The sequence below is a fragment of the Massilia sp. UYP11 genome (assembly GCF_050434805.1).
Lineage (GTDB): Bacteria > Pseudomonadota > Gammaproteobacteria > Burkholderiales > Burkholderiaceae_D > Telluria.
In genome coordinates, this window is the sequence record NZ_JBNDJE010000002.1 from 671160 (window position 1) to 695560 (window position 24401).

Genomic DNA, 24401 nt, shown 5'->3' on the forward strand with positions numbered 1-24401 from the left:
CCGCCGGATGGGAAAGGTTACCGCCTTAAACGACCTGCGCCGCCGCCAGCGCCGTCATGTTGACGATCCGGCGCACGGTGGCGCTCGGGCTCAGGATGTGCACCGACTTGGCCGCGCCCAGGAGGATCGGACCCACCGTCACGCCCTTGCCGCTGGCGACCTTGAGCACATTGAACAGGATGTTGGCCGCGTCCAGCGACGGCATCACCAGCAGGTTGGCGCTGCCCGTATAGCCGGCGTCGATCCCGTAGATGTCGCGGATTTCCTGCGACAGCGCGGCGTCGCCGTGGATCTCGCCGACCACCGCCAGATCAGGGGCCTGTTCGGCCAGCAGCGCGCGCGCCTCGCGCATGCGGCGCGCCGATGGACGCTCGGACGAGCCTTGCGACGAATGCGACAGCAGCGCCGCCTTCGGCTCCAGGCCGAAGTGCTGCAGGGTCTCGGCCGCCAGGCGGGTGATCGCCGCCAGTTCCTGCGCGCTCGGGGTCTCGTTGACGTAGGTGTCGGTGATGAACAGGGTCAGCTTGTCGAGCACCAGCGCATTCATCGCGGCCAGCACTTCGGCGCCCGGCGCCACGCCGATCTCGTTCCGGACGTGTTCCAGGTGGCTGTCGTAGCTGCCGGTCATGCCGCAGATCAGGGCGTCAACCTGGCCCGACTTGAGCAGGCGCGTGCCTTGCAGCGTGGTGTCGCTTTCCGCCGCGATGACCGTGTAGTCCACGCCCGCCTGCAGGCGCAGGCCGGCCTGCTTGACGGCGCGCGCGATCGCGGTCTCGTCGCCGATCAGCACCGGCCGGGCGAGGCCCTCGTCCACCACCGCCTGCACCGCACGCAGCACGCGCGGCTCGCCCGCTTCGGCGTAGGCCACCTTGCGCACCTTGGCGCGCGCCTTGTTGAACACCGGCTTCATGAAGAAACCGGTGTGATAGATCATCTGGCCCAGCTTGTCGCGGTAGGCGTCCATGTCCTCGATCGGACGGGTCGCCACGCCCGATGCGGCGGCGGCTTCGGCCACGCGCGGCGCGATCGCCGCCAGCAGGCGCGGATCGAACGGCTTCGGGATGATGTAGTCGGGGCCGAAGGTCAGGTCCTGGCCTTCGTAGGCCAGCGCCACCACGTCGCTCGCCTCGGCCTCGGCCAGCTCGGCGATCGCGGTCACGCAGGCCAGCTTCATCTCGTCGGTGATGCGCGTGGCGCCGCAGTCGAGGGCGCCGCGGAAGATGTAAGGGAAGCAGAGGACGTTGTTGACCTGGTTCGGATAGTCCGAACGGCCGGTGGCGATGATGACGTCCGGACGCGCGGCCTTCGCCACTTCTGGACGGATCTCGGGTTCCGGATTGGCCAGGGCCAGGATCACCGGCTTGTCGGCCATGGTCTTGACCATGTCGGCGCTGAGCACGCCGGCGGTCGAGCAGCCCAGGAACACGTCGGCGTCCTTGACGATGTCGGCAAGAACGCGCGCATCGGTCGCCTGCGCATAGCGCGCCTTGTTGGCTTCCATGTTCGCTTCGCGGCCCTGCCAGATCACGCCCTTCGAGTCGGTGACGTAGATGTTCGACTGCTTCACGCCCAGCAGCACCATCATGTCCAGGCAGGCGATGGCCGCCGCGCCGGCGCCGGAGGCGACCAGCTTGATCTGGCCGATGTCCTTGCCGACCACCTTCAGCGCGTTGAGCAGCGCGGCGGTCGAGATGATCGCGGTGCCGTGCTGGTCGTCGTGGAAGACCGGGATGTTCATGCGCTCGCGCAGCTTCTTCTCGATGTAGAAGCATTCCGGCGCCTTGATGTCTTCGAGATTGATGCCGCCCACGGTCGGCTCGAGCATAGCGATGGCGTCGACCAGCTTGTCCGGATCCATTTCGTCCAGCTCCAGGTCGAACACGTCGACGCCGGCGAACTTCTTGAACAGGCAGCCCTTGCCTTCCATGACCGGCTTCGACGCCAGCGGGCCGATGTTACCCAGGCCCAGCACCGCGGTGCCGTTCGTGATCACGGCCACCAGGTTGCCGCGCGAGGTGTAATCGAAGGCGGTCGCCGGGTCGGCGGCGATTTCCTCGCAGGCGTAGGCCACGCCCGGCGAGTAGGCCAGCGACAGGTCGCGCTGGTTCGACAACGGCTTGGTGGCCACCACTTCGATCTTGCCGCGGGTCGGGCTGCGGTGATATTCGAGCGCGTCGATGCGCAACTGGGTGTTCTGGGCTTCGTTCAGATTACTATCGGTACTCATGGTCTTCCTATAACTTGGGTGTCGCGGCATGGAAGGTGGCCTTCCATTCATGGGCAAACATTCTAGCCGAAGCGACACCATCGCGTGCGGACGCGGTCACGTATGGATTCGACATCCGGGGTCACGCCGTGCAGGCCCAGGCCCATGGACGCCGGCAGGCACCGCGCGCAGCCCGCATCGCGTGCTTCGACATGTGCGAAAAGCATGCCGCCCACCTTCATGCGGCAACGGATGCCGAGCTAGATGCTGCTCAGGTAATCGGCCGCATCCGGCCTCGGGCGCGGCGGCTTGTCGGTCGCGGCCGTGCCCAGGCCGATGAAACAGATGGCGCGCTCGTGCGGCGCCAGGCGCAGCAGGCGGCGCATGCCGGGGACGTCCATCGCGGCGCCGCTGGCCAGCCCGGTCGCGAAGCCGGCGCTGCCCGCCGCGAGCAGCAGGTTCTGCAGTGCGCAGCCGAGCGACACCAGCTTTTCGGCCACCGGAATCGCCTTGGCCGCCGGATCGTCGCGCAGCACCGCCACCAGCAGGCAGGGCGCGCGCCGGGCCTTGTCGCGCGCGGTGGCCAGCGCTTCTTCGCCGCAGCCGGGATCGCGCTCGGCCAGGGCGTCGGCAAACACCTCGCCCAGGTCGGCGCGCCGCTCTTGCGGGATGAGCACGAAGCGCCACGGCCGCAGCAGGCCATGGTCGGGCGCGTGCGCGGCCGCTTCGATGATGCGTGCGAGCGCCTGCGGATCGGGTCCGGGCGCCTGCAGGCGCCGCAGCGTGAAATTGCGGCGCGCCGCCAGGAGGGCCTGGAAATCGCCGCCGGCGTCGGGTTGGGGGGTAGTCATGCGCGCAGTATAGCGAGAGCGGCGCCACCCTGCAGGCGCCGCGCGGCGGCGTCCGAATGGCTGCCTGCCGCATACGGCTGGCGCGCCACGCAACGACGAGCAACGCAGCGCACGCTTGCCAGGCCTTCTCGGCCCGACTCTCACCCATCAGGACTGGTTCAGCGGTGCAAGTCCATGCCCAGCTTGAGCGCGGCGGCGATATTGCGCGCCGTGCACTGCAGGTTGAACTGCGCGCCCGCCAGCACCTCAGCCACCGTCCCCGCCTTCATGACGGTGCTGAAGGTCGCCGCGATGCCGTGCGCGTGCACCGCGCTGGCGTCGTTCGCGAGGCACCCGCCGATGGCGATCACCGGCTTGCCGTGGCGCGCGGCCACGCGCGCCACGCCAATCGGCGTCTTGCCGTTGACGGTCTGGCTGTCGATGCGCCCTTCGCCCGTGACCACCAGGTCGGCGTCGCGGACGACAGCGTCCAGGCCGACCGCGTCGGCCACGATCTCGCTGCCGGGACGCAGGCGCCCTTTCAGGAACACCAGCATCGCCGCGGCGATGCCGCCGCCGGCGCCGGCGCCGGGTACGTCGGCCACGTCCTGGCCCAGGTCGCGCGCGATCACGTCCGCATAGTGGCGCAGGCTGGCGTCGAGCTGCTCGACCATCGCGGGCGTGGCGCCCTTCTGCGGCCCGAAGATCGCGGACGCGCCCGTGGGGCCCACCAGCGGATTGCTGACGTCGCAGGCCACCTCGAACACGCAGTCCGCGATGCGCGGATCGAGCTTTGACACGTCGATGCGCGCGAGCGAGGCAAGCGCGGCGCCGCCCGGCGCCAGCTGCGCGCCGTGCGCATCGAGCAGCTGGATGCCGAGCGCCTGCAGCATGCCGGCGCCGCCATCGTTGGTGGCGCTGCCGCCCACGCCCAGGATGAAGCGGCGCGCGCCGGCATCGAGCGCGGCGCGGATCAGTTCACCGGTGCCGCGGGTGGTCGCCACCCGCGGATCGCGCTCGGCGGGCGCCACCAGTTCGAGGCCGCTGGCGGCCGCCATCTCGATCACGGCGGTCGACTCGTCACCGGTCAAGCCATAGAAAGCCGCGACCGGCCGGCCCAGCGGACCGGTGACCTGCAACGCCACCTGCCGACCGCCGGTGGCGGCGACCATGGCCTCGACCGTGCCTTCGCCGCCGTCGGCCACCGGCACTTTGACGTAGGTCGCAGCGGGGAAGACCTCACGAAACCCGGCCTCGATGGCGCTGGCCGCTTCCAGCGCCGACAAGCTTTCCTTGAACGAATCTGGAGCGATGACGATGTTCATTGTGTCTCCTTTAGCGATTGACCAGGCGCGCCGGCACGACCAGCACCAGCATGGCGCCGATGAACAGGACGGTCGACAGGATGTACAGCGCGATATCGGTGCTGCCGGTGGCGTCCTTGATCCAGCCCACCAGGAACGGGCTGACGAAGCCTGCCACCTGGCCCATCGAGTTGATCAGGGCCAGGCCGCCGGCCGCCGCCGCGCTGCCCAGGAAAGCCGCCGGCAAGGGCCAGAACATCGGCAGGCCGGTCAGCGCGCCCATCGTCGCCAGGGAGAGGCCGACCAGCACGATCACCGCGTTGTCCGAGAAATTCGCGGCCATGAGCAGGCCCACCAGCGCCATCAGCAGCGGCGCCGACAGGTGCCAGCGGCGCTCGCGCCGGCGGTCGGCCGAGCGGCCGATCAGCACCATGAACACCCCCGCGAACAGGTAGGGAATCGCGCTCAGCCAGCCGACCGTAGTCGCGTTCTCGAAGCCGAGCGACTTGATGATCGAGGGCAGCCAGAAGTTGATCGCGTAGACGCCCATCTGGATGCTGAAGTAGATGAAGCCCAGCATCCACACATGCCAGTCGCGCAGCACGGCGCCGAACGAATGCACCGCGTGCACGCCTTTCGAGCGCTGCTGTTCGTCCTGGTCGAGCGCGTCCTGCATCGCCGTTTTCTCGGCCTCGCTCAGCCAGCCGGCCTGCTTGATGCCGTCGTTCAGGTAGAACCATACGGCCACGCCCAGGAACACGGTCGGCAGGCCCTGCAGCAGGAACAGCCACTGCCAGCCGTCCATGCCGCCCTGGCCGTGCGCGAAGTGGCTCAGCATCCAGCCCGAGAGCGGACCGCCGATCAGGCCCGACACGGGGATCGCCGACATGAACAGCGCCATCACCTGGCCGCGCTTGTGCGACGGGAACCACTTGGTGAAGTACAGGACCATGCCGGGGAAGAACCCGGCTTCGGCCACGCCGGTGAAGAAGCGCAGCACATAGAATTCCATCGGCGTGGTCACGAACAGCATGCAGGCCGACAGCGAACCCCAGGCCATCATCATGACGGCGATCCAGCGCCGCGCGCCCAGCCGGTGCAGGATCAGGTTGCTCGGCACCCCGAAGGTCACGTAACCGATGAAGAAGATGCCGGCCCCCAGGCCATACACGGTTTCGCTGAGCTGCAGCGCGTCGAGCATCTCGAGCTTGGCGAAGCCGACGTTGACCCGGTCCAGGTAGTTGAAAAAGTAGCAGACGAAAATGAAGGGAATCAAACGCCAGGTGGCCTTGCGGTAGGCGCCATCCAACAGGGCCGCGCCGGCGGCGCCGCCCTGGATGCCGGATGTGCTTGCGGTGGTGCTCATGCTGTCTCCGAGTTTCTAATAGGTTGATCTGCAAGATTATCGGCCAAACATGGGACATCGGGCGTCGGCGACACACACAAACCCGAAGGGAGAATGGGCGGCATTTTTCGTGCAAATTCACAATACGCGCGATCGTCCGCCGAAGAATCCTTCCTCGGCGCATGCGGATTTGTGCATAATCACAAGGATCGTTCCCCCTCCAGACCACACCCATGCAGATCCTCGACACCCGGCTCGCCCAGGAAATCGTCACCCGCACCATGCGGATCATTCCGTTCAACGTCAATGTGATGGACGCCAGCGGCGTGATCCTGGCCAGCGGCAACCGCGAGCGGGTCGGCGAACTGCATGCGGGCGCCCTGCTCGCGCTGGCCAAGAAGCTGACCGTGGAAATCGACGCGGCGGCCGCGCGCAAGCTGCATGGCGCGCAGCCGGGCACCAACCTGCCGCTGAGCCTGGGCGGACAGCTATGCGGCGCGGTGGGCCTCTCCGGCGCGCCGGACGACGTGCGCCAGTTCGGCGAACTGGTGCGTCTGACGGCCGAGATGATCCTGGAACAGGCGGCGCTGGCGAACGAATTGCAGAACAATTCGCGCTACCGCGAAGCCTTCGTGCTGAACCTGATCCGCAACGACAGCGCGCAGCGGCCCGGGCTCGAAGGCTGGGCGCGGCGCCTGGGGCTGGACCTCGAGCGCATGCAGCTGGTATTCCTGCTCGAGCTGCAGCCGCCGGACGGCGCCGACGCCGGTGCCGCGCTGCACGACATCCAGCGCCTGCAGATGCGCCTCCTGGCGCGGCGCGAGGATGCGCTGACCGCCACCGTCGGCCCGTCCGAGATGGTGCTGCTCGATTCCTGGGACCCGGCGCGCAAGGGCTTCGAGACCACGCCGCAGCGGCGCCTGGACCTGCTGGCCCAGCTGGTGCGCGAGGAATGCGAGCTGCCTTTCACGCTGGCGATGGGCATCGCCCTGCCCGGCCTGGACGGCGCCGCCGTCTCTTACCAGAGCGCGCGCAGCGCCAGCCGGCTGGGGCGCCTGCGCCTGCCGCGCCAGCAGGTGTTCAGCTATTACGACCTGGCCCTGCCGGTCCTGCTGTCCGGGCTGGACAGCGGCTGGCAGGCGCACCAGCTGCGCATGCCGATCGCGCGCCTGGCGGGCGACAAGAGCCGCGCCATGCTGCGCGCCACGCTCGACGCCTGGTTCGCCCAGGACGAAAACTCGGCCGCCACCGCGGCCACGCTCGGCATCCACCGCAACACGCTCGACTACCGCCTGCGCCGCATCGGCGAATTGACGGGCCTGGACCTGGGGCGCAGCGAAGACAAGCTGCTGCTGTACGTGTCGGCGCTGCTCAGCCCCGCCTGAGCGCCCGGTTTTGTTGCGCTCAGCGCGCAGTGCTCACCGCGCAGTGCTTACCGCGCAGTGCTCACCGATTCACCAGCCGCGCCGGCACGGTCAGCACCAGCAAGGCCCCGACCAGCATCACGCTCGACAGGATGTACAGCGCGACGTCGGTGCTCCCGGTGAGGTCCTTGATCCAGCCGACCAGGAAGGGGCTGGCGAACCCCGCCACCTGTCCCATCGAGTTGATCAGGGCCAGGCCGCCGGCCGCCGCCGCGCTGCTCAGGAAGGCGGCCGGCAGCGGCCAGAACATCGGCAGGCCGGCGAGCGCGCCCATCGTGGCCAGGCACAGGCCGATCATGGCGACGATGGCGTTGTCCGAGAAATACGCGGCCATCGCCAGCCCCGCCAGCGCCATCAGGAGCGGCGCCGACAGGTGCCAGCGGCGCTCGCGCAGGCGGTCGGCCGAGCGCCCCACCAGCACCATGAACACGCAGGCGAACAGGTAGGGAATGGCGCTCAGCCAGCCGATCGTGCCGACGTCCTCGAAGCCGAGCTCCTGGATGATCGACGGCAGCCAGAAGTTGATCGCATACGCCCCCATCTTGATGCTGAAATAGATAAAGCCGAGCATCCACACGTGGCGGTCGAGCAGCAGCGCGCGCAGCGAATGCACGGTGGCCGCGCCGGGCGGACGTTCGCGCTCGTCGCGCGCAAGCTCCTCTTGCAAGGCGGCCTTTTCATGGGCGCCGAGCCAGCCGGCCTGCGTAACCCCGTCGTTCAGGTAGAACAGCGCCACCAGCCCCAGGAACACGGTGGGCAGGCCCTGCAGCAGGAACAGCCACTGCCAGGCAGCCATGCCGCCCTGGCCGTCGGCGAAGTGGCCCAGCATCCAGCCCGAGAGCGGGCCGCCGATCAGGCCCGACACGGGGATCGCCGACATGAACAAGGCCATCACCTGGCCGCGCTTGTGCGACGGGAACCACTTGGTGAAGTACAGGACCATGCCGGGGAAGAAGCCGGCTTCGGCCACGCCGGTGAAGAAGCGCAGCAGGTAGAACTCCAGCGGTGTGGTCACGAACAGCATGCAGGCCGACAGCGAGCCCCAGGCCATCATCATGATGGCGATCCAGCGCCGCGCACCCAGCCGGTGCAGGATCAGGTTGCCCGGCACCCCGAAGCTGACGTAGCCGATGAAGAAGATGCCGGCGCCCAGGCCATAGATGGTCTCGCTGAACTGCAGCGCGTCGAGCATCTCGAGCTTGGCGAAGCCGACGTTGACGCGGTCCAGGTAGTTGAACAGGTAGCAGACGAAGATGAAGGGGATCAGGCGCCAGGTGGCCTTGCGGTACGCCCCTTCCAACGTGGCCGGGCCGGTCCCCGCCGCGAACGCGCCGGGCCGGCCTGCGGTGTCGAGCATGCTGTCTCCAAGTTTGCTAGATGAACCCCGACATTATCGTCTGAACCGGAGACGGCAGGAAGCCCGCTTGCCCGGCGCGCGCGCGAGCGGTCGCGCGGCGGGCAACCCGACGCTCACAGCCCCAGGTCGGACAGCCCCGGATGGTCGTCGGGCCGGCGTCCCAGCGGCCAGCGGAACTTGCGCTCTTCTTCCCTGATCGGCATGTCGTTGATGCTGGCGTAGCGGTTGACCATCAGGCCGTCCGGGCCGAATTCCCAGTTCTCGTTGCCATACGAGCGGTACCAGTTACCGGAATCGTCGCGGCTCTCGTAGGCGTAGCGCACCGCGATGCGATTGTCGGCGAAGGCCCACAGCTCCTTGATCAGGCGGTACTCGAGCTCCTTTTTCCATTTGCGCTCGAGGAAGGCGCGCGCTTCGTCGCGGTTGTTGACGAATTCGGCGCGGTTGCGCCAGCGCGTATCGAGGCTGTAGGCCAGCGCTACCCTGGCGGCGTCGCGCGTGTTCCAGCCGTCTTCGGCCAGGCGGACCTTCTCGATCGCCGATTCGCGCGTAAACGGCGGCAGCGGCGGGCGCACTTCGTTGGACGTTGTCATGGTGGACCTCATGGTTAGTGGTGGAAAAGGCGGCTCACGGGTCGAGCTCCGGCAGCGGCTCCCGGCCCGGCCGACGCCATGCCAGCATAGCAGTTGCCGCGTTCAATCACGCCCGCCTTCGTCGGGCACGAGCACGCCGGCCTCGATCATCGCGTTTCTGGACCGCGGGGCCGTGGCCGAATGATGCGAACGCATGGAACCGCTGCAACCCGTAATGCATGATTTCTCCAAACCGAATGCCGGGCCGGATCGCCCCCACGTATCAGATTCGCAACATCCTTCGTTTCCCGCAACGATAGTCGTCTTGACGGCTCGCCGCGCGATTACACTCGTCGATATTGACGAAGTTTTACAAGGATAATTGATGAATATGAAGTTGAAGGCGGCTGCGCGCGCCGTGCGCGGCGCCCTGCTGGCGGGCGCCTGGATGGCGGCGGGGGTATCGGGCAGCGCGCTGGCGCAGCAAACGCCGGCGCAGGCGAGCGACATCGCGCCGGCGGCGGCGCCGGCCGAGATGCCGAAGGTCGAAGTCACCGGCTCCGCCATCCGCCGGGTGCAGTCCGAGACCGCGCTGCCGGTGCAGATCGTCTCGCGCGCCGAGATCGAGAAGGCCGGCGTGACCACCGCCTCCGAGCTGATGGCCCGGGTATCGAGCAACGTCAACGGCCTGACCGACGGCGCCAGCATCAACGTCGGCGGCGACCAGCGGGGCTTCAACAGCGCCAACCTGCGCGGCATCGGCACCTCGTCGACCCTGGTCCTGCTCAATGGCCGGCGCATGGCCAACTTCGCCTCGCCCGGCGACGACAGCGGCGTCGACCTGAACAACATCCCGGCCGCCGCGCTGGAACGGGTCGAGGTGCTGCTCGATGGCGCCTCGGCGCTGTACGGCACCGATGCGATCGGCGGCGTCATCAACTTCATCACCCGCAAGGATTTCCAGGGCCTGGAACTGAACGCCTACGGCAGCACCACCGACGAGGGCGGCGCCGGCAAGCGCACCGCCAGCATCAGCGCCGGCAAGGGTGACCTGGAGCGCGACGGCTACAACGTGTTCGCGGTGGCCGACTTCCAGCGCACCAACGCGCTCAATACCTCGCAGCGCAGCTTCATCCCGGGCCTGCGGGTCGAGGAGCGCCTGGGCCATCTGCTGTCGGGCTACACCGGCCCGGCCAACATCCGCCTGACCTCGAACCAGCGCGACCACCTGCAGGAACGCGGCTTCACCATCAACGGGCGCCCGCTCACCAACCGCCTGATCAACCTGGCGGCGCCCGATTGCGCACCGCCGGCCAATGTCTACCTGCCCGACGGCACTGGCGGCGTGGACGCCTGCACCTATAACTACATGGGCGACACCGAGCTCTATCCCAGGACCGAAAAAGCGAGCCTGCTAAGCCGCGGCGTGCTCAAGCTCGGCGGCGGCCACCAAGCCTATGCCGAGGTCGCGCTCAGCCGCGCCAAGTCGTGGTACACCGGCTCGTCGGCGCGCGTGACCGGCTATATCGACTACCGCCTGGTGCCGCAGCTGGCCGGCACGGGCCTCCATGAACTCGACGACGACTATCCGGGCGAACTGGAACTGCGCATGCGCCTGTCCGAAGCCGGCCAGCGCACCAGCGAACTGACCAGCGAAGGCATGCGCTTCGTGGTCGGCGTCAGCGGCGCCGTGGGCGGCTGGGACTACGACGCCGCGCTCAACCACAGCGTCAACACGGTCAAGGACCGCGACACCAACGGCTACGTGCTGTACAACGAACTGATGGAAGGCATCATGGACGGCCGCATCAATCCCTTCGGCCCATCCAGCCCCGAGGGCCGCGCCCTCATCGACAGCATCCAGGTCGACGACGTCGTGCGCCGCGCGCGCGGCACGCTCGACGCGGTCGACTTCAAGTTCGCGCGCGCGCTCATGCCGCTGGCCGGCGGCGAGCTGGCCGTCGCCATCGGCGGCGAAGTGCGGCGCGAAAAGAACGCCTTCACGCCTTCCGCCCTGCTCCTCTCCGACAACATCAACAACGATGCCGCGCCGGAAGGCGGCCGCGCCACCAGCGACAAGCGCGACGTCGCCGGCCTGTATGGCGAACTGCTGGTGCCATTCGCGCAGCGGTGGGAGGCGCAGCTGTCGGCGCGCTACGATCATTACGAAGAAGTCGGCGGCGCGGCCAGCCCCAAGATCGGCCTCTCCTACCGCCCGACCGACGCCGTGCTGCTGCGCGCATCGGGCGGCCGGGGTTTCCGCGCGCCGACGATGACGGAGCTGTTCCGCCCCACCGTCTACAGCAGCACCGCGACCCTGCCCGATCCGGTGTATTGCGCCACCGTCGAGAACAACTACGCCGACTGCGCCGACAACTGGGATACGCGCCGCTACAGCAATGCCGACCTGAAACCCGAGCGCAGCCGCCAGTTCTCGGTCGGCGCCGTGGTCGCGGCCGGGCGCAACGTGAGCGCCTCGCTCGACTACTGGAACATCAAGCGCACCGACTTGATCAGCGAGATCGGCGACGACATCATCCTGGGCAACCTGGCCAGGTATGGCGACCTGGTGCACCGCGATGAGGACGACGTGATCGACTACATCGAGCTGCGCAAGGAAAACCGCGGCGCCCAGGTGGCCAAGGGCCTGGACCTGGCGGTCACGGTGCGCGGCGTCGACACGCCGTTGGGGCGCCTCGGTGGACGCCTGAACGGCACGTATGTGTTGTCGTCCGAAATCCAGAACGCGCCGGGCGACCTTTTTGTGAGCAACCTGAACAAGTTCGTGACCGATGGCGTGGTGCAGCGCTGGCGCCATACGGTCAGCTTCGACTGGGAGCGCGGCCCCGTCTCGGCCAGCCTGCAGAACGCCTGGTCGAGCGGCTACGACGACCAGAACACGGCGATCAATATCGACGACGGTTCGGTGGTGGCGGCCAACAAGGTCAAGTCGTACTCGCTGTGGGATCTGTCGGCGGCATATCAGGCGACGCCGCGCCTGAAGCTGCGCGCCGGCGTGCAGAACCTGTTCGACGAGAGCCCGCCGTATTCGAACCAGGCCTATTTCTTCCTGTCCGGCTACGATCCGAGCTACACCGATCCGCGCGGGCGGCGGTTCTATGCCAGCGTGAATTACGCGTTCGATTGAGCTGGCTTGGAGGTTGGTGCCGCATACCACGGGCGCCAACCCTATCTTGCGAAATCACTGGTGGCCTTGCCAATATCGCTCTATCTCCCACAATGCAAGGTGAGGAATTGCAATGCGGATATTGTGAATGATTGTTTCGTATTGGTCAGAATCCAGCTTCGACCAGCGCCACGCCTGAGCATCAACCCAGACCTGGCGCGCGCCACCGATATTCCTCCGTGCGAGTTCTTTCAGCAATATGCTGTCGATTGGAGGATGCAGCGCGCGCACCCGTTCATGCGTATCGTACCCGCCACACACGAACCCGGCCTTCAGATAAATATTGATCAGCTTGGCCGCTACGCCGTGGGTGAAGTTCAGCTTGTGTAGTGCAGCCGAAGCAAGGACATCATGTCGCCACTGACGATGTGCCGCATCCATCGCATCTGGTGCTGGCAACCTTGTAGGGCCAGCCAACAATGCATGCATGCCCGCTTCTTCCAGAATCGCTTTTCCTTGCTCGACCGAGAATCTGCAACCAATGACGTTCGCAGCCCTTCCTGCGGCCCAGGCAGAAAATCGATGTCGATGTTCTTGGATGGTGTAGCTCATTTTTTGCTTGACTGGGGATGGATCGCATTCACCCGATGCCTGTGCCGCTACCGCATATTCCCTGCAACGAATCAGGCCAGCGGCACGACCGCGCCGCTCTTATTCTTAACCACAACGCCACCATCGGCATCGAAGGTCGCCTTGTACTCGCTCCGGAAGATGCGCTCGGCTGCCTGACGCAGCATCGCCTGTTTCAAGTAATGCACCATCTCCTCGTTCGTGCCACTGCCATTCGCGTGTATGGCGTAGCCTAGCGCCGTCCGTCCGCGGTGGCATTGGACCAGGGTATCCGCGCCGCTCTCCAGCAAGAATCGCGCAACGCTGCGGTTACCAGCTTTGGTATTGACAGCATTGTGTCCTTTGGCCGCATACATGAGCGCGGTCTTGCCCGCGCTGTCTTGGCAGTTAACCGCCTCCGCAAGAATTTCAGACAAGGACTGCGTCAACGTGCGGTTCATCGCGGCATGTATCAACGGAGTGCGGCCACCGAGATCCCCTTGCGTGGGCATCGCACCGAGATCAAGCAAGCATCTGACCAGCTCCAGCCGGCGCTTGCCCGGAACCGATGAACTGCTCGCTGCAAATGACAGCGGGGACCTGCCCGAACGGTCTCGCTGTGCATTGATGTCCTGCCCATGTGCGTGATGGAGGTAGTCCACCGCATCCAGGTCACCGCGCTCGATTGCGCTGAACAGCGAGTAGGGAAACACGTCATTGCGACGTCCGAGCTTGCCGCCACACCCAGGACAGGACTGATCCGCACAGGCCTCGCACAAGCGGTCCAAATTGGTAAGGCACCCGCTGCAAACGCGACAGGCTTCCAACACCGCGCCATTCGTTTCGCAAGCGCTGCATTGGCCAAGGTTGATATGAAACATCATGAACTTCCTGGAGAATGTACACGAACCCTCGTGATGCATCACGATGGCTACCCCACGGTCGTGGCAAGCGATGAGACGTCAAATCGTGCCCAAGGCGTATCGATCGACCGAATGTCCGCGTATCATTCTAGCAGAATGGTTTCCAGCAAGAAACCATACTTAAAATGGTTTGGATGGCGATGCACACTTCGGCAGCGCATCCCATCCAACCCACTCGCGTGGTCCAGAAAGTCGTGCTGATGATTAAGCGCTGTACATCCGTGCGTACTTCGTCCCAAAGTACAGAATGAAGCAATAGCACGCCGCCGGCAGCAGGAACGATACCTGCACGTTGAACGCATCGGCCAGCGCCCCTTGCGCGAACGGCACCAGCGCCCCGCCCACGATCGCCATGCACAGGATGCCCGAGGCCTGCCCCGTGTGCCTGCCCAGCCCATGCAGCGCCATGCTGAAGATGGTCGGGAACATGATCGAATTGCACAGGCCGACCGCCAGGATCGCCCACATCGCCAGGTCGCCTTCGGCAAACGTCCCCACCAGCACCAGCGCGATCGCCGCCAGCGAGTTGAAGGCCAGCGTCTTGCCGGGGCTGACCACGCGCATCACGGCGAAGCCGATGAAGCGCCCCACCATCGCTCCGCCCCAGTAGATGCTGACGTAGTGCGCGGCGTCGGCATGCGACAGCCCGGCGATGTGCGGCTCGCCGATGAAGTTGATCAGGAAGCTGCCGATGCTCACTTCGGCGCCCACGTACAGGAAGATGCCGATCGCGCCGAGCACCAGGTGGCGGTGCGCCAGCGCCGAGCCTTGGCTTTCGGCCGCCAGCGGCAGGTCATCGGTGTCGGCGATCGCCGGCAGGCGCGCGAGCCAGAACAGCACCGCCAGCAGCACCAGCACGCCGGCCAGCACCAGGTAGGGCCCGCGCACCGATGCCGCTTCTGCCGCCGCCTCGGCGACCGCATCGACACCGGTGACCGCGACCGCCCCCGCCGCCGACAGGATCAACAGGCCGCCGACGGCCGGCCCGATCGTCGTGCCCAGCGAATTGAAGGCCTGGGTCAGGGTCAGGCGGCTCGACGCCGTGCGCGCCGGACCGAGCACCGCCACGTAAGGGTTGGCCGCCACCTGCAGCACCGTGATGCCCGAGGCCAGCACGAACAGCGCCAGCAGGAACAGGCCATAGCCGCCGAACGAGGCCGGATAGAACAGGCTGCAGCCGGCAGCGGCCACCAGCAGGCCGGCCACCGCCCCCTTCTGGTAGCCGATGCGGCGGATCAGCGCCCCGGCCGGCAGCGAAACGATGGCGTAGGCCCCGAAGAAGCAGAACTGCACCAGCATGGCCTGGACATAGGTCAGGGTGTAGACCGCCTTCAGGTGCGGGATCAGCACGTCGTTGAGCGACGTGATCAGCCCCCACATGAAGAACAGGATCGTCACGATGACGAGCGCGCTCGTATTGTTGTCCAGCTGCGTCGCCGCGCCCTGGTTAGGGGCGGCAGGCGCCGCCTTGTATGGCATATTGGCCATGCTGTCTCCTTATATATTTTTTTTGTGGCGCTTAGTGTGCCAGGCCGGCCGGTGGATGCGGCAGGTCACGCCCGCGCGAGCCCCAGCCTTGCGTGTCCGGCTGGGTCGTGAGCCGATACTGCAGGACGCCGCCCGACTGCAGCTGCTCCCAGTCCAGCCACACGCGCTCGACCGCGCGGCCGCCATAGTTCACCGACTTGACGAAGCGGCGCTCGCCCGGCCTGGCGCCCGGCGCCTCGATGCGCAGGATGCGGCCTTGCGGCAGGTCGATCTCGGCCTTGGCGAAGCGCGGCGCATGCAGCAGGAAGCGGCCGCTGCCCGGCATGTCCGGGTAGATGCCCAGCGCGCTGAACAGGTACCAGGACGACATGGTGCCCAGGTCGTCGTTGCCGGTCACGCCGCCGGGACCGTTGGTAAACAGGGTCTCGGCCGCGCGCACCACGGTGGTGGTTTTCCACGGCTGGCCCATCAGGGTGTACATCCACGGCGCGTGCAGGTCGGGCTCGTTGTTCGGGTTGTAGCGGAACTGGGCGTAGTAGCTGTACGGTCCCACCACCCACGACTTGCGCACCGCGTTCGGGTCGGCCAGCACCGCCGGATAGTCGAAGAACTGGTCCAGGCGCCCCAGCGCCGGCGCGACACCCCCCATCGCGGCGGCCAGGCCCGGCACGTCCTGCGGCACCAGCCACTGGTATTGCCAGGCCGTGCCTTCATGAAAGCCATGGTCACCGCGCGGATCGTAGCCGCTGCCGACGTCGCCGAACCAGCTGCCGTTCTCCAGGCGCGGACGCGGGAAGCCTTTCTGGCCGGTCTCGGCGTCGACCACGCTCGGGTCCCAGATCGTCTTCCAGTTCAGGGCGCGCTGCGCCAGCACTTTCGCATCATCCAGATGGCCGAGCGCCTGGGCCATGCCGGCCAGCGCGCCGTCGGCCGCCGCGTATTCGAGCGTCGCCGACGCGCCGTGGTGCGGATCGGTGTCCATGCCCTTCGAGATGAAGCTGCGGTCGTACTGCACGAAGCCCTGCTCCATGTAGCTCGGGTTGCCCGAACGGCCTTGCGGACGGATGCCGTGCGCCGGCACGCCGAAGGCGTTCTCGCGCAGGGCGGCGTAGGCCTCGGCCTCGCGGCCCTTCAGTGCGCCGTAGCGCCACAGGTCAACCAGGAACGGCGTCACCGGGTCGCCGGTCATGATGTTGGTCTCGAAATTGGCATAGCCCCAGCGCGGCAGCCATCCGCCCTGCTCGCGGATCTTGAGCACCGAGGTCGCGATGTCGCGCGCGCGCTCCGGACGCAATAGCGCCAGCATCTGGTTCTGGGCGCGGTAGGTGTCCCACAGCGAGAAGAATTCGTAATAGGTCCAGTCCCTGGCCGTATGGATGGCGTCGTCGTAGCCGCGGTAGCGGCCGTCGGCGTCGTTGCCGGTCAGTGGCTGCAGCAGTGCATGGTAGAGCGCGGTGTAGAACACGGTGCGGTCATCCTTGCTGCCGCCCTCGACGCGCACGCTGGCCAGCTCGCGCTGCCAGTTGGCCTGGGCCTTCGCTCGCATGGCATCGAAGCTCGTCAAGCGGCCGCCCTCCATGCCCTCGGCCTTCAGGTTGATGCGCGCCCCTTCGGCGTCGACGTGCGAGATCGCACTGACGGCGGTCACCGCCTGGCCTTTCGCGAGGTCGAAGCTCAGCCACACGCCGTGCGGCTTGGCCTCGCCCTGCTGGCTCGGGCCGTCGACGTCCGGCCAGCCGGCGCGGTCGTCCCAGATGCCGCGCCTGGCGAACGGCTGGTCGAACTCCATGCGGAACCAGGTCGTGTACTTGGCGCCGCCGCAGAAGCTGCGGGTGACGATCCGGCCCTCGACGCTGCGCTCGCCCACGATCCTGACTTCGCTGCCGATGACGCCATGGCGCTCATTGGCCTGTCCCAGGTTGAGCAGCAGGTGGCCGGTCGTCGTCCCCGGCGCAAAGGTATAGCGCTCGGCGGCGGCGCGGGTCAGCGCGGTGGCTTCGGCCGTGATGCCGCCGTAGCTGGTCAGCCTGACCTTGTAGTAGCCGGCCTCGCCGACTTCGCCGTCGTGCGTGTACTCGGCGGCGTACTTCTTGTGGTCGAACGTCCCCTTCTTGCTGGTGTCGAAGTCGCCGCCGGGGCCGATGGCGCCGGTCACCGGCAACACCGACAGCTGCCCGCCCTGTTCCCAGCAGCCGGCGCCGGAAATGAAGGAGTGGCCGAAGCCGCGGATCTTCTTGTCGGTGTAGCGGTAGCCGGCGTAGTGGTCGGCGATCGGGCTGACCTGGATCATGCCGAACGGGGCCGAGGCGCCAGGGAAGGTATTGCCTTCGTCCTGAGTGCCGATGAAGGTATTGACCGGCATGGCGCCAGCTGCGATCGTCGCCTTGGCCGGTGCGCCAGCCGCCGTCGCGTCGATGGCGGACAGCGGCAGCAGGCAGGCGGCCAGGGCGAAGCAGAATCCCCGGATCGCGGGTTGGAATGGGTTGGTGCGGGGTTGATTCGTCACGCTGCGTCTCCTTCGAGCTGTTCGAACAGTTGTTGCATGGCTGCGGGCGGCGGCGGCGTGGCGCCGGCCTGCAGGCAGGCGGCGGAGCCGGCGGCCAGCGCCGCGTGCAGGTGCGATTGCAGGCGGCGCTGCGGATGGCGCACCAGGCTGCTCAAGAGGCCGGCGGCGCTGGCGTCGCCGGCGCCGACGGTGTCCACCACCGTGACATTTGGCGCCTGCGCATCGCAGCGCTCGGCGCCGTGGAACAGGCTCGCGCCCTGGCTCCCCCGCGTCAGCAGGCAATACGCCGCCGGATTGAAGGCGCGCAGGCGCGCCAGCGCGTCGTCCAGGTCGACGCCGGGGAACAGGCCGCGCAAGTCGTCGTCCGACACTTTCACCAGGTCGGCGATCGACGCCATCGCTTCGAGCGTCGGCGTATAGCGCTCGTCCATCAGGTTGCGGTAGTTGGGGTCGTAGCTGATCGCCACGCCCTGGGCCTTGAGCTGGCGCGCCAGCGCAGTAAGCCTAGAAGCAAGTGGCTCGCGCGCCAGGCTGATGCCGCCGAAATGGGCCCAGCAGAGGCCCTCGGCCCAGCCGGCCGGCAACAGCGCCGGCTCGAAGTGCAGGTCGGCGGAATCGGACCCGATGAAGAAGTAGCGCGGCGGCTCGCCCTGTTCGACCACGGCGAGCAGCGGCGCACGGTCGACCCGCTGCAGCAGCCGCGTGTCCAGGCCGACGGCCTCGCTGGCGCGCCACAGCGCGTCGCCGAAGCGGTCCAGGCTGATGGCGCCGGCGAAAGCGGTCGGTTCGCCCAGCGCCGCCAGCGCGCGCGCCACGTTCCAGGTCGATCCGCCCACGCGGCTCACCCACCGTTCGTCGCCCTGGTGGATCATGTCGGTCAGCGCCTCGCCGGCGCACAGCATCCGGGGAGGATTAAGCACGCGCACCACCCTTCAGCACGGCCACGATGTCGTAGGCGGCGCCCATGGTGTGATAGTCGACCTTGCCGGCCGGGCTCTTCTCGTCGCTGAGCTTGCGGTTCTCGCGGTCGAGGATGCGGTACCAGGCGCCATGCTCGTGGTCGACGAAATGGGTCCAGCTGTATTGCCACAGGCGGTCGTACCAGGTCCAGTACTCCCGGTTGCCGGTGCGCGCGGCCAGCATGGCCGCCGCCGCGGCGCTTTCTGCCTGCACCCAGAAGTATTTGTGGAAGTCGCACACGCTCAGGTCCGGCGCCAGCGAGTAGCACAGGCCGCCATGTTCCGGGTCCCAGCCCTGCTCCACCGCCACCTTGAACAGCTTTTCCGCGGTCGGCAGCAGCCAGTTGAGGTCGTGCTCCAGCACGTCCTTGCCGCGCGCTTCCAGCTGCAACAGCAGCTTGGCCCATTCGGTGAAGTGGCCCGGCTGGTAGCCCCAGGGACGGAACAGGTTTTCCGGGTCGTCGATATTGAACTTCCAGTCGGGCTGCCAGTTCGTGTCGTAGTGCTCCCAGATCAGGCCACCGCAACGCCCGGCCTGGCGCTGGGTGATGTTATGGGCCACCGTGTACGCGCGCTCGATGTAGCGCCGTTCGCCGGTCGCGGCATGCGCGGCCAGCAGCGCTTCGCAGGCGTGCATGTTCGCGTTCTGGCCGCGGTAGGTCGACAGCGCGCGCCAGTCCTGGCTCGCCTCGTCGGCGTACAGGCCATCTGCTGCGATCCAGAAGCGCTTTTCCATCAGCTCGAAGGCTTCGGCGATCCAGGGCCGCGCATCGATCATGCCGGCCATCGCGGCATGCGCATAGGCCAGCAGCACGAAGGCCTCGCCATACGCATGCTGGGTGCCGTCCTCGATCTCGCGGCCGTCCAGCATCCAGGCATAGCCGTCGCCATCGGGGGCGCGGTGCGCCTCGCGCACGAAGCGCACCGCGTGCTCCAGGCCCGCGCGATAGGCCGGATCCTCGAAGTGGCGCCAGGCCATGGCATAGGTGAACACGAAGCGCGTGCTGCTGACCAGGTGGCGGTGGCGCGGGTCGTAGACCGCGCCGTCGTCCTTGAAGTAGTGGTACATGCCGCCGGCGGGATCGACCGCGCGCGGATGATAGAAGCGCATCGTGTGGCGCGCATGGTCGAGCAGCACGTCCGGGCTGCGAAAGTTCGGGAAAGGGGTCATGGTGGCTAAGGTTGCTGTGCGCTAGTCGTCGTAGCTGCTCTCGCGCACGATCATCTCGACTGGCAGGGTTATCTGGGATGGGTTGTCGTCGGTTTTGTGCAGCAGGGAGTCGACCCCGGCGCGCCCCAGCGCTTCCTTGTCCACGTGGACGGTGGACAGCGGCGGAATGGCGGCGGCCGAGGCGGCGATATCGTCGAAGCCGACGATCGCGAGGTCGTAGGGGATCTTGAGCCCCTCGGCCAGGCAGGTCTTCATGGCGACCAGTGCGGTGCTGTCGTTGTAGCAGAACAGCGCATCCGGCCGCTTCGGCAGCGCGAGCAGGCTGCGCACGGCCTCGATCACGCCCTCCTCGCCCTCGCCCATGGTGGGCACGATCACTTCCAGGCTCGGATCGGCATGCACCCTGGCGTCGAACAGCGCCTGGCGGAAGCCCCGGTTGCGCTGCTGGATGCTGTAGTGGGCCAGGGAGCCGGACAACATGGCGATGCGCTTCTTGCCGCAGCGCAGCAGGTGCTGGGTGGCGAGGTAGCCGCCGCACATATTGTCCGGATTGATCGAGGTGAAGCCGCGCCGGTGCATGTCCACCAGCACCATTGGCCGGCCCGTCTGCTGCAGCGCGCTCAGGACCTCGGGCTCGAAGAAGCCGGCGCACAGGATCGCGTCGGGCTGGTGCAGGCGGATCTGTTCGAGCACCGGCTCGGCCGGGCCGACCACGATCAGCGACAGCGCGATGCCCTCGCGCCGGCAGGCTTCTTCGGCGCCGTGCAGCACCGGCGTGAAAAACGGGCTGGAGGTGAGCGTGTTGTGCTGGCTGTGCAGCAGGAACGCGATGCGGCGGATGCGGCCCTTCTTCAGTAGCGAGAAATCGTAGCCCAGCCGGATGGCGGCCTCGCGCACCACGCCGCGGGTCGCCTCGGTCATGCCGCCCTGGTTCTTGAGCGCGCGCGAGACCGTGCCGATCGACAGCCCGGTCTCGCTCGCGATGTCGCGCAGCGTGACCTGGCTCACCGCGCCACCCATGGTCCCGGCATCGGGATCGTGTGCATGATCGTCTCCAGAAGTTGGTTTAATAAACGCTTATGGTCGCGTTCTTGTAATTCAATTTATAGCAGCCGCGTTTCGGCGCGGTCAACAAAGCAGGGCAAAACGCCGGTCGTTTTAGCAATTTTTAGTAAACACCGTGTATTGGCTGTAAACACGGAGGTTTGCCCGCTTCGCTGCACGCGCGCCTGCCTACTTCGGCGCGGCGACGGGACCGGCCTCCAGCAACTCGAGCTCGGCCAGCTCGAACGCCGCGCCCTGGGCGAAACGCAGGCGGTATTCGCGGTAGGCGCCGGGCCTGGCGATGCCGAACGGCCGCAGCTGGCGCTCCCAGGCGAACACCTCGTCCTCGCGCGCATCCAGCGCCACCCAGGCGCCCTTGCCGTCGCGCCCCTCGAGCGTCCACGTCGCCTTGCCCAGCGCCGCCTTGCCGCCGGTGATGGTGTAGTGGCTGATCGTCGTGGGCCTGGCGAAGGCGAAGCCGATGGCGGCCCTGGCCGGGAGCTGCGCCGTGGTCATCGCATCGTCGTCGACCAGCGCGGCGTCAAGACGCTTGCCGTCCAGCGTGCCGGTCGCGCCCTTGCTGCGGTCGATCAGGCCGGCGGGACGCTGGCCGGCGGCGGTCATCGACGCCGGCAAGGCGCCGGCCGCGCTGCCCCAGGTCGAGGGCTTGCTGCCCATCGTGAATTCCAGCGTGGCGCCGGCGGCGATGTCGGCGTGGCGAATCCAGGGCTGGTTCCACGGCTTGCCGTTGACCTTCAGCGACTGCACGTAGACGTTGTCCTGGCTGTTGCCATGGGCGACGACGGTGAGCGTGCGGCCATTTTCGAGCTTGACCTCGCTGCGCGCGAACGCCGGCGAGCCGATCACGTACTCGGGAGAGCCCATCCGCAGCGGATACAGGCCCAGCATGGCGAAGGTGTACCAGGCCGACATCTCGCCATTGTCCTCGTCGCCCGCATAGCCCTGGCCGATCTCGCTGCCCAGGTACAGGCGGCGCAGGATCTCCCGGGTGATCTGCTGCGTCTTCCACGGCTGGCCGGCGGCGACGTACATCCACGGGATGTGGTGGGCCGGCTGGTTGCTGTGGGCGTACATGCCCATGCGCACGTCGCGCGTCTCGGTCATCTCGTGGATCACCTGGCGGTAGCTGCCCGAGTACTTCGCCTCCGCCGTCTCCTGGGTGGCGAAGAACTCGTCGAGCCGGCTGGCCAGCACCTGGCGCCCGCCCATCAGGCTCGCCAGCCCTTGCGCGTCGTGCGGCACGGTGAAGGCGAAGGTCCAGGCATTGGCCTCGGTGTAGTCGCCGCCCCAGCGGCGCGGATCGAATTGCCTGGCCGGCACGCGCCACCCGCCCTTGGCGTCGCGGCCACGGAAGAACATGGTCGCCGGGTCGTAGACGTGGACGTAATCCGCGGCGCGGGCGCGGAAGTAGGCGGCTTCCTCGCGGTAGCGGCGGCCGCGCGCGCTGTCGTTGCCATCCTTGCCTTCTTCGGCGGCCAGGGCGGTGGCAAGCTGCGCCAGGCCGAAGTCGTTCAATGCGCCTTCCAGCGTCCACGACATGCCTTCGTGGACCGAGGTGTCGGCGTAGCCCCGGTACATCGACTGCGCCAGGCCCTTGCGGCCGACGTTCGAGACCGGCGGGACTGCGGTCGCGTTCTTCAGCGCCGCCTCGTACGCCTGGTGGGCGTCGAAGCCGCGCACGCCCTTGAGCCAGGCGTCGGTGAAGGCCACGTCGGAACTGGTGCCGACCATCAGGTCGGCGTAGCCCGGCGACGACCAGCGCGCCACCCAGCCGCCGTCGCGGTACTGCTGCAGGAAGCCGTCGACCATCTCGCCGGCGCGCTTCGGCGCGAACAGCGCATAGGCCGGCCAGGTGGTGCGGAAGGTATCCCAGAAGCCGTTGTTGACATACACCTGGCCGGGGAGCACGGGCGCCGACGTGCGCATCGCATCGCCGCCGGCCTTGTCCTTCGACCAGCCGCTCTGGTCGGCATGGCGCCAGTCGGGCCTGGCGGCGGTGCCGACGTTCTCGTGGGCGACGTTCGGATACAGGAACAGGCGGTACAGGTTCGAATAGACGGTGGTCAGCTGGTCTTCGCTGGCGCCGTCGACCTTCACCCGGCCGAGCTCCGCATCCCACGCCGCCTGCGCGCGTTCGCGCACGGCGTCAAAGCCAGCGTCGCCGATCTCGAGGTCCAGGTTGCGCTGCGCCTGCTCGACCGAGATCAGCGAGGTGGCGATGCGCATCCGCACCTCGCCCTTGTCGGCGAATTTCACGTAGCCGGTCGGACGGCCGGTCTCGATCAGGCCGCTGTCCTGCCAGCGCTGGTCGAAACGCGCGAACACGAACATGCGCGTGGCGCCGTTCGACAGGCCGCTGCGGGTGTCGGTATAGCCGCGCAGGGTCTGGGTCGCCGCGTCGAGGGTGAAGCCGCCGCGCTCGTCGACGTTGTCGAACAGCAGGTTGGCGTCGCCGTTCTCGGGGAAGCGGAAGCGGAAGATCGCGGCGCGCGAGGTCGGCGCCACCTCGGCGCGGATGCCGTTGTCGAAGTCCACCCGGTAGGTGTAGGGCCGCGCGAGCTCCTGGTCGTGCGAGAACGGCAGCGCGCGGCGCTGGCGGTCGGCGTCGGGGCGGCCTTGGGCGCTGGAGGGCATCACCTGGAAGGTCTGGCGGTCGGCCATCCATGGGCTGGGCTGGTGGCTGAGCGACAGCGCCTGCAGGCGCGGACGGTTGTTCGCGTCGTTCTGCTCGTTCCAGCGATACAGCCAGCTCAGGGTGCCGGCGTCGGTGGCCGGGGTCCAGAAGTTGAAGCCGTGCGGCACGGCCGTGGCCGGGATGTTGTTACCGCGCGAGAAAGTGCCGTTGGCCTGGGTGCCGCGCGTGGTCAGCACGTGGTCGGACAGCCGCGCGACCCTGGCGACGGCCTGTTCCTTGACCTCGACGTCGTCGATCCAGCCACTGGCGCCGCCCCTGGCGGTGGGCCGCAGCTCCAGTTCGATCGCCTTGATGCGGCGTCCTTCCAGGCTGCCCAGCCGCACCGCCTTGCGCGCCCACTGCTGCGGATACAGCGTCTTCGACTGGCCCTGGGCGGCGGCGCCCAGGCGCACGCCATGGTTGTCGCGCAAGTCGAGGCTCGAGAGCCGGCGGCCATCGTCCAGCACCAGGTCGAGCGAGACGTTGGTCGACGTGTCGATGTCGCCGTCGACGATCTCGGGCAGCACCATCCACGACAGCACCGTATCGGGCTTGACGTCGATATCGACCGCGTACAGCCGCAGGCGGCCGCCCTGGCCTTCGGCATGGTAGTGCAAGGCCCGGGCGCCGGTATAGCCGGCTTTCTTCTTGGCGGCGTAGGGGCGTTCCGGGCCCTCTCCCAGGGCCACCTTCACGCCCTCGCCCGCCAGCGAGGCGGGCGAGGGCTGGCCGGATTCGAAGGAAGACGAGAAGCGGAGTTGTGCGGTGTCGGCGCCGGCGGCGGCGGCGGCGAACAGCAGCGCCACGGCGGCGGATATGGTGTGCGTCTTCTTCATGTGAG

At 67.5% G+C, this 24401-nt stretch carries 16 protein-coding genes; 2 read left to right on the forward strand and 14 right to left on the reverse strand.

Features of this window, described 5'->3' with window-relative positions:
- Positions 1-25: 25 nt before the first annotated feature.
- The 4 genes from ABIB38_RS06430 to ABIB38_RS06445 all read right to left on the reverse strand — a co-directional run bounded on the left by ABIB38_RS06430 (position 26) and on the right by ABIB38_RS06445 (position 5706).
- A complete protein-coding gene (locus tag ABIB38_RS06430) occupies positions 26-2227 on the reverse strand; it encodes an NADP-dependent malic enzyme (protein ID WP_429202760.1) in 2202 nt (733 codons plus the stop codon).
- A gap of 239 nt (positions 2228-2466) precedes the next feature.
- Complete coding sequence (locus ABIB38_RS06435; RefSeq protein ID WP_429202762.1) at positions 2467-3057, reverse strand: nitroreductase family protein; 591 nt, start codon at positions 3055-3057, stop codon at positions 2467-2469.
- A gap of 158 nt (positions 3058-3215) precedes the next feature.
- A complete protein-coding gene (locus ABIB38_RS06440; RefSeq protein ID WP_429202764.1) occupies positions 3216-4361 on the reverse strand; it encodes a glycerate kinase in 1146 nt (381 codons plus the stop codon).
- Positions 4362-4371: 10 nt separating this feature from the next.
- The gene (locus tag ABIB38_RS06445) at positions 4372-5706 is read right to left on the reverse strand and encodes an MFS transporter (RefSeq protein ID WP_429202766.1); all 1335 of its coding nucleotides are present in this window, start codon (positions 5704-5706) and stop codon (positions 4372-4374) included.
- A gap of 212 nt (positions 5707-5918) precedes the next feature.
- Here ABIB38_RS06445 and ABIB38_RS06450 point away from each other — a divergent pair, with 212 nt between their 5' ends.
- Entirely contained in the window at positions 5919-7070 is a 1152-nt protein-coding gene (locus tag ABIB38_RS06450; protein ID WP_429202768.1) for a sugar diacid recognition domain-containing protein, read from the forward strand.
- Positions 7071-7131: 61 nt separating this feature from the next.
- Here ABIB38_RS06450 and ABIB38_RS06455 read toward each other — a convergent pair whose 3' ends face one another.
- Together ABIB38_RS06455 and ABIB38_RS06460 are read right to left on the reverse strand one after the other, a co-directional pair.
- Complete coding sequence (locus ABIB38_RS06455) at positions 7132-8466, reverse strand: MFS transporter (RefSeq protein ID WP_429202770.1); 1335 nt, start codon at positions 8464-8466, stop codon at positions 7132-7134.
- Positions 8467-8579: 113 nt separating this feature from the next.
- Positions 8580-9059 carry a DUF1348 family protein gene (locus tag ABIB38_RS06460; RefSeq protein WP_429202771.1) on the reverse strand — a complete coding sequence of 160 codons (480 nt, stop codon included), beginning with the start codon at positions 9057-9059 and terminating at the stop codon, positions 8580-8582.
- A gap of 364 nt (positions 9060-9423) precedes the next feature.
- On the opposite strand from ABIB38_RS06460, the gene ABIB38_RS06465 reads away from it, so the two are divergent.
- Complete coding sequence (locus tag ABIB38_RS06465) at positions 9424-12186, forward strand: TonB-dependent receptor (RefSeq protein WP_429202773.1); 2763 nt, start codon at positions 9424-9426, stop codon at positions 12184-12186.
- 54 nt (positions 12187-12240) lie between these two features.
- Here the strand turns inward: ABIB38_RS06465 and ABIB38_RS06470 are convergent, their stop codons facing one another.
- From ABIB38_RS06470 to ABIB38_RS06505, 8 genes are all read right to left on the reverse strand, one after another.
- Positions 12241-12777, reverse strand: coding sequence for a hypothetical protein (locus ABIB38_RS06470; protein WP_429202775.1), 537 nt, complete (start codon positions 12775-12777; stop codon positions 12241-12243).
- A 71-nt stretch (positions 12778-12848) separates the two neighbouring features.
- Positions 12849-13658 (reverse strand): ankyrin repeat domain-containing protein, encoded by an 810-nt coding sequence (locus ABIB38_RS06475; protein WP_429202776.1) that lies wholly within the window; start codon positions 13656-13658, stop codon positions 12849-12851.
- 243 nt (positions 13659-13901) lie between these two features.
- Complete coding sequence (locus ABIB38_RS06480; RefSeq protein WP_429202844.1) at positions 13902-15176, reverse strand: sugar MFS transporter; 1275 nt, start codon at positions 15174-15176, stop codon at positions 13902-13904.
- Positions 15177-15216: 40 nt separating this feature from the next.
- Entirely contained in the window at positions 15217-17691 is a 2475-nt protein-coding gene (locus ABIB38_RS06485; RefSeq protein WP_429202778.1) for a GH92 family glycosyl hydrolase, read from the reverse strand.
- A complete protein-coding gene (locus tag ABIB38_RS06490; protein WP_429202846.1) occupies positions 17688-18593 on the reverse strand; it encodes a carbohydrate kinase family protein in 906 nt (301 codons plus the stop codon). Before ABIB38_RS06490 ends, ABIB38_RS06485 begins: the two co-directional genes overlap by 4 nt.
- 10 nt (positions 18594-18603) lie before the next feature.
- Positions 18604-19821, reverse strand: a complete 1218-nt coding sequence (locus ABIB38_RS06495; RefSeq protein ID WP_429202780.1) for an AGE family epimerase/isomerase — start codon at positions 19819-19821, stop codon at positions 18604-18606.
- A gap of 21 nt (positions 19822-19842) precedes the next feature.
- On the reverse strand, positions 19843-20841 hold the full coding sequence (locus tag ABIB38_RS06500; protein ID WP_429202782.1) for a LacI family DNA-binding transcriptional regulator: 999 nt from the start codon (positions 20839-20841) through the stop codon (positions 19843-19845).
- Positions 20842-21054: 213 nt separating this feature from the next.
- Positions 21055-24396 (reverse strand): GH92 family glycosyl hydrolase, encoded by a 3342-nt coding sequence (locus ABIB38_RS06505; RefSeq protein ID WP_429202784.1) that lies wholly within the window; start codon positions 24394-24396, stop codon positions 21055-21057.
- Positions 24397-24401 lie beyond the last annotated feature (5 nt).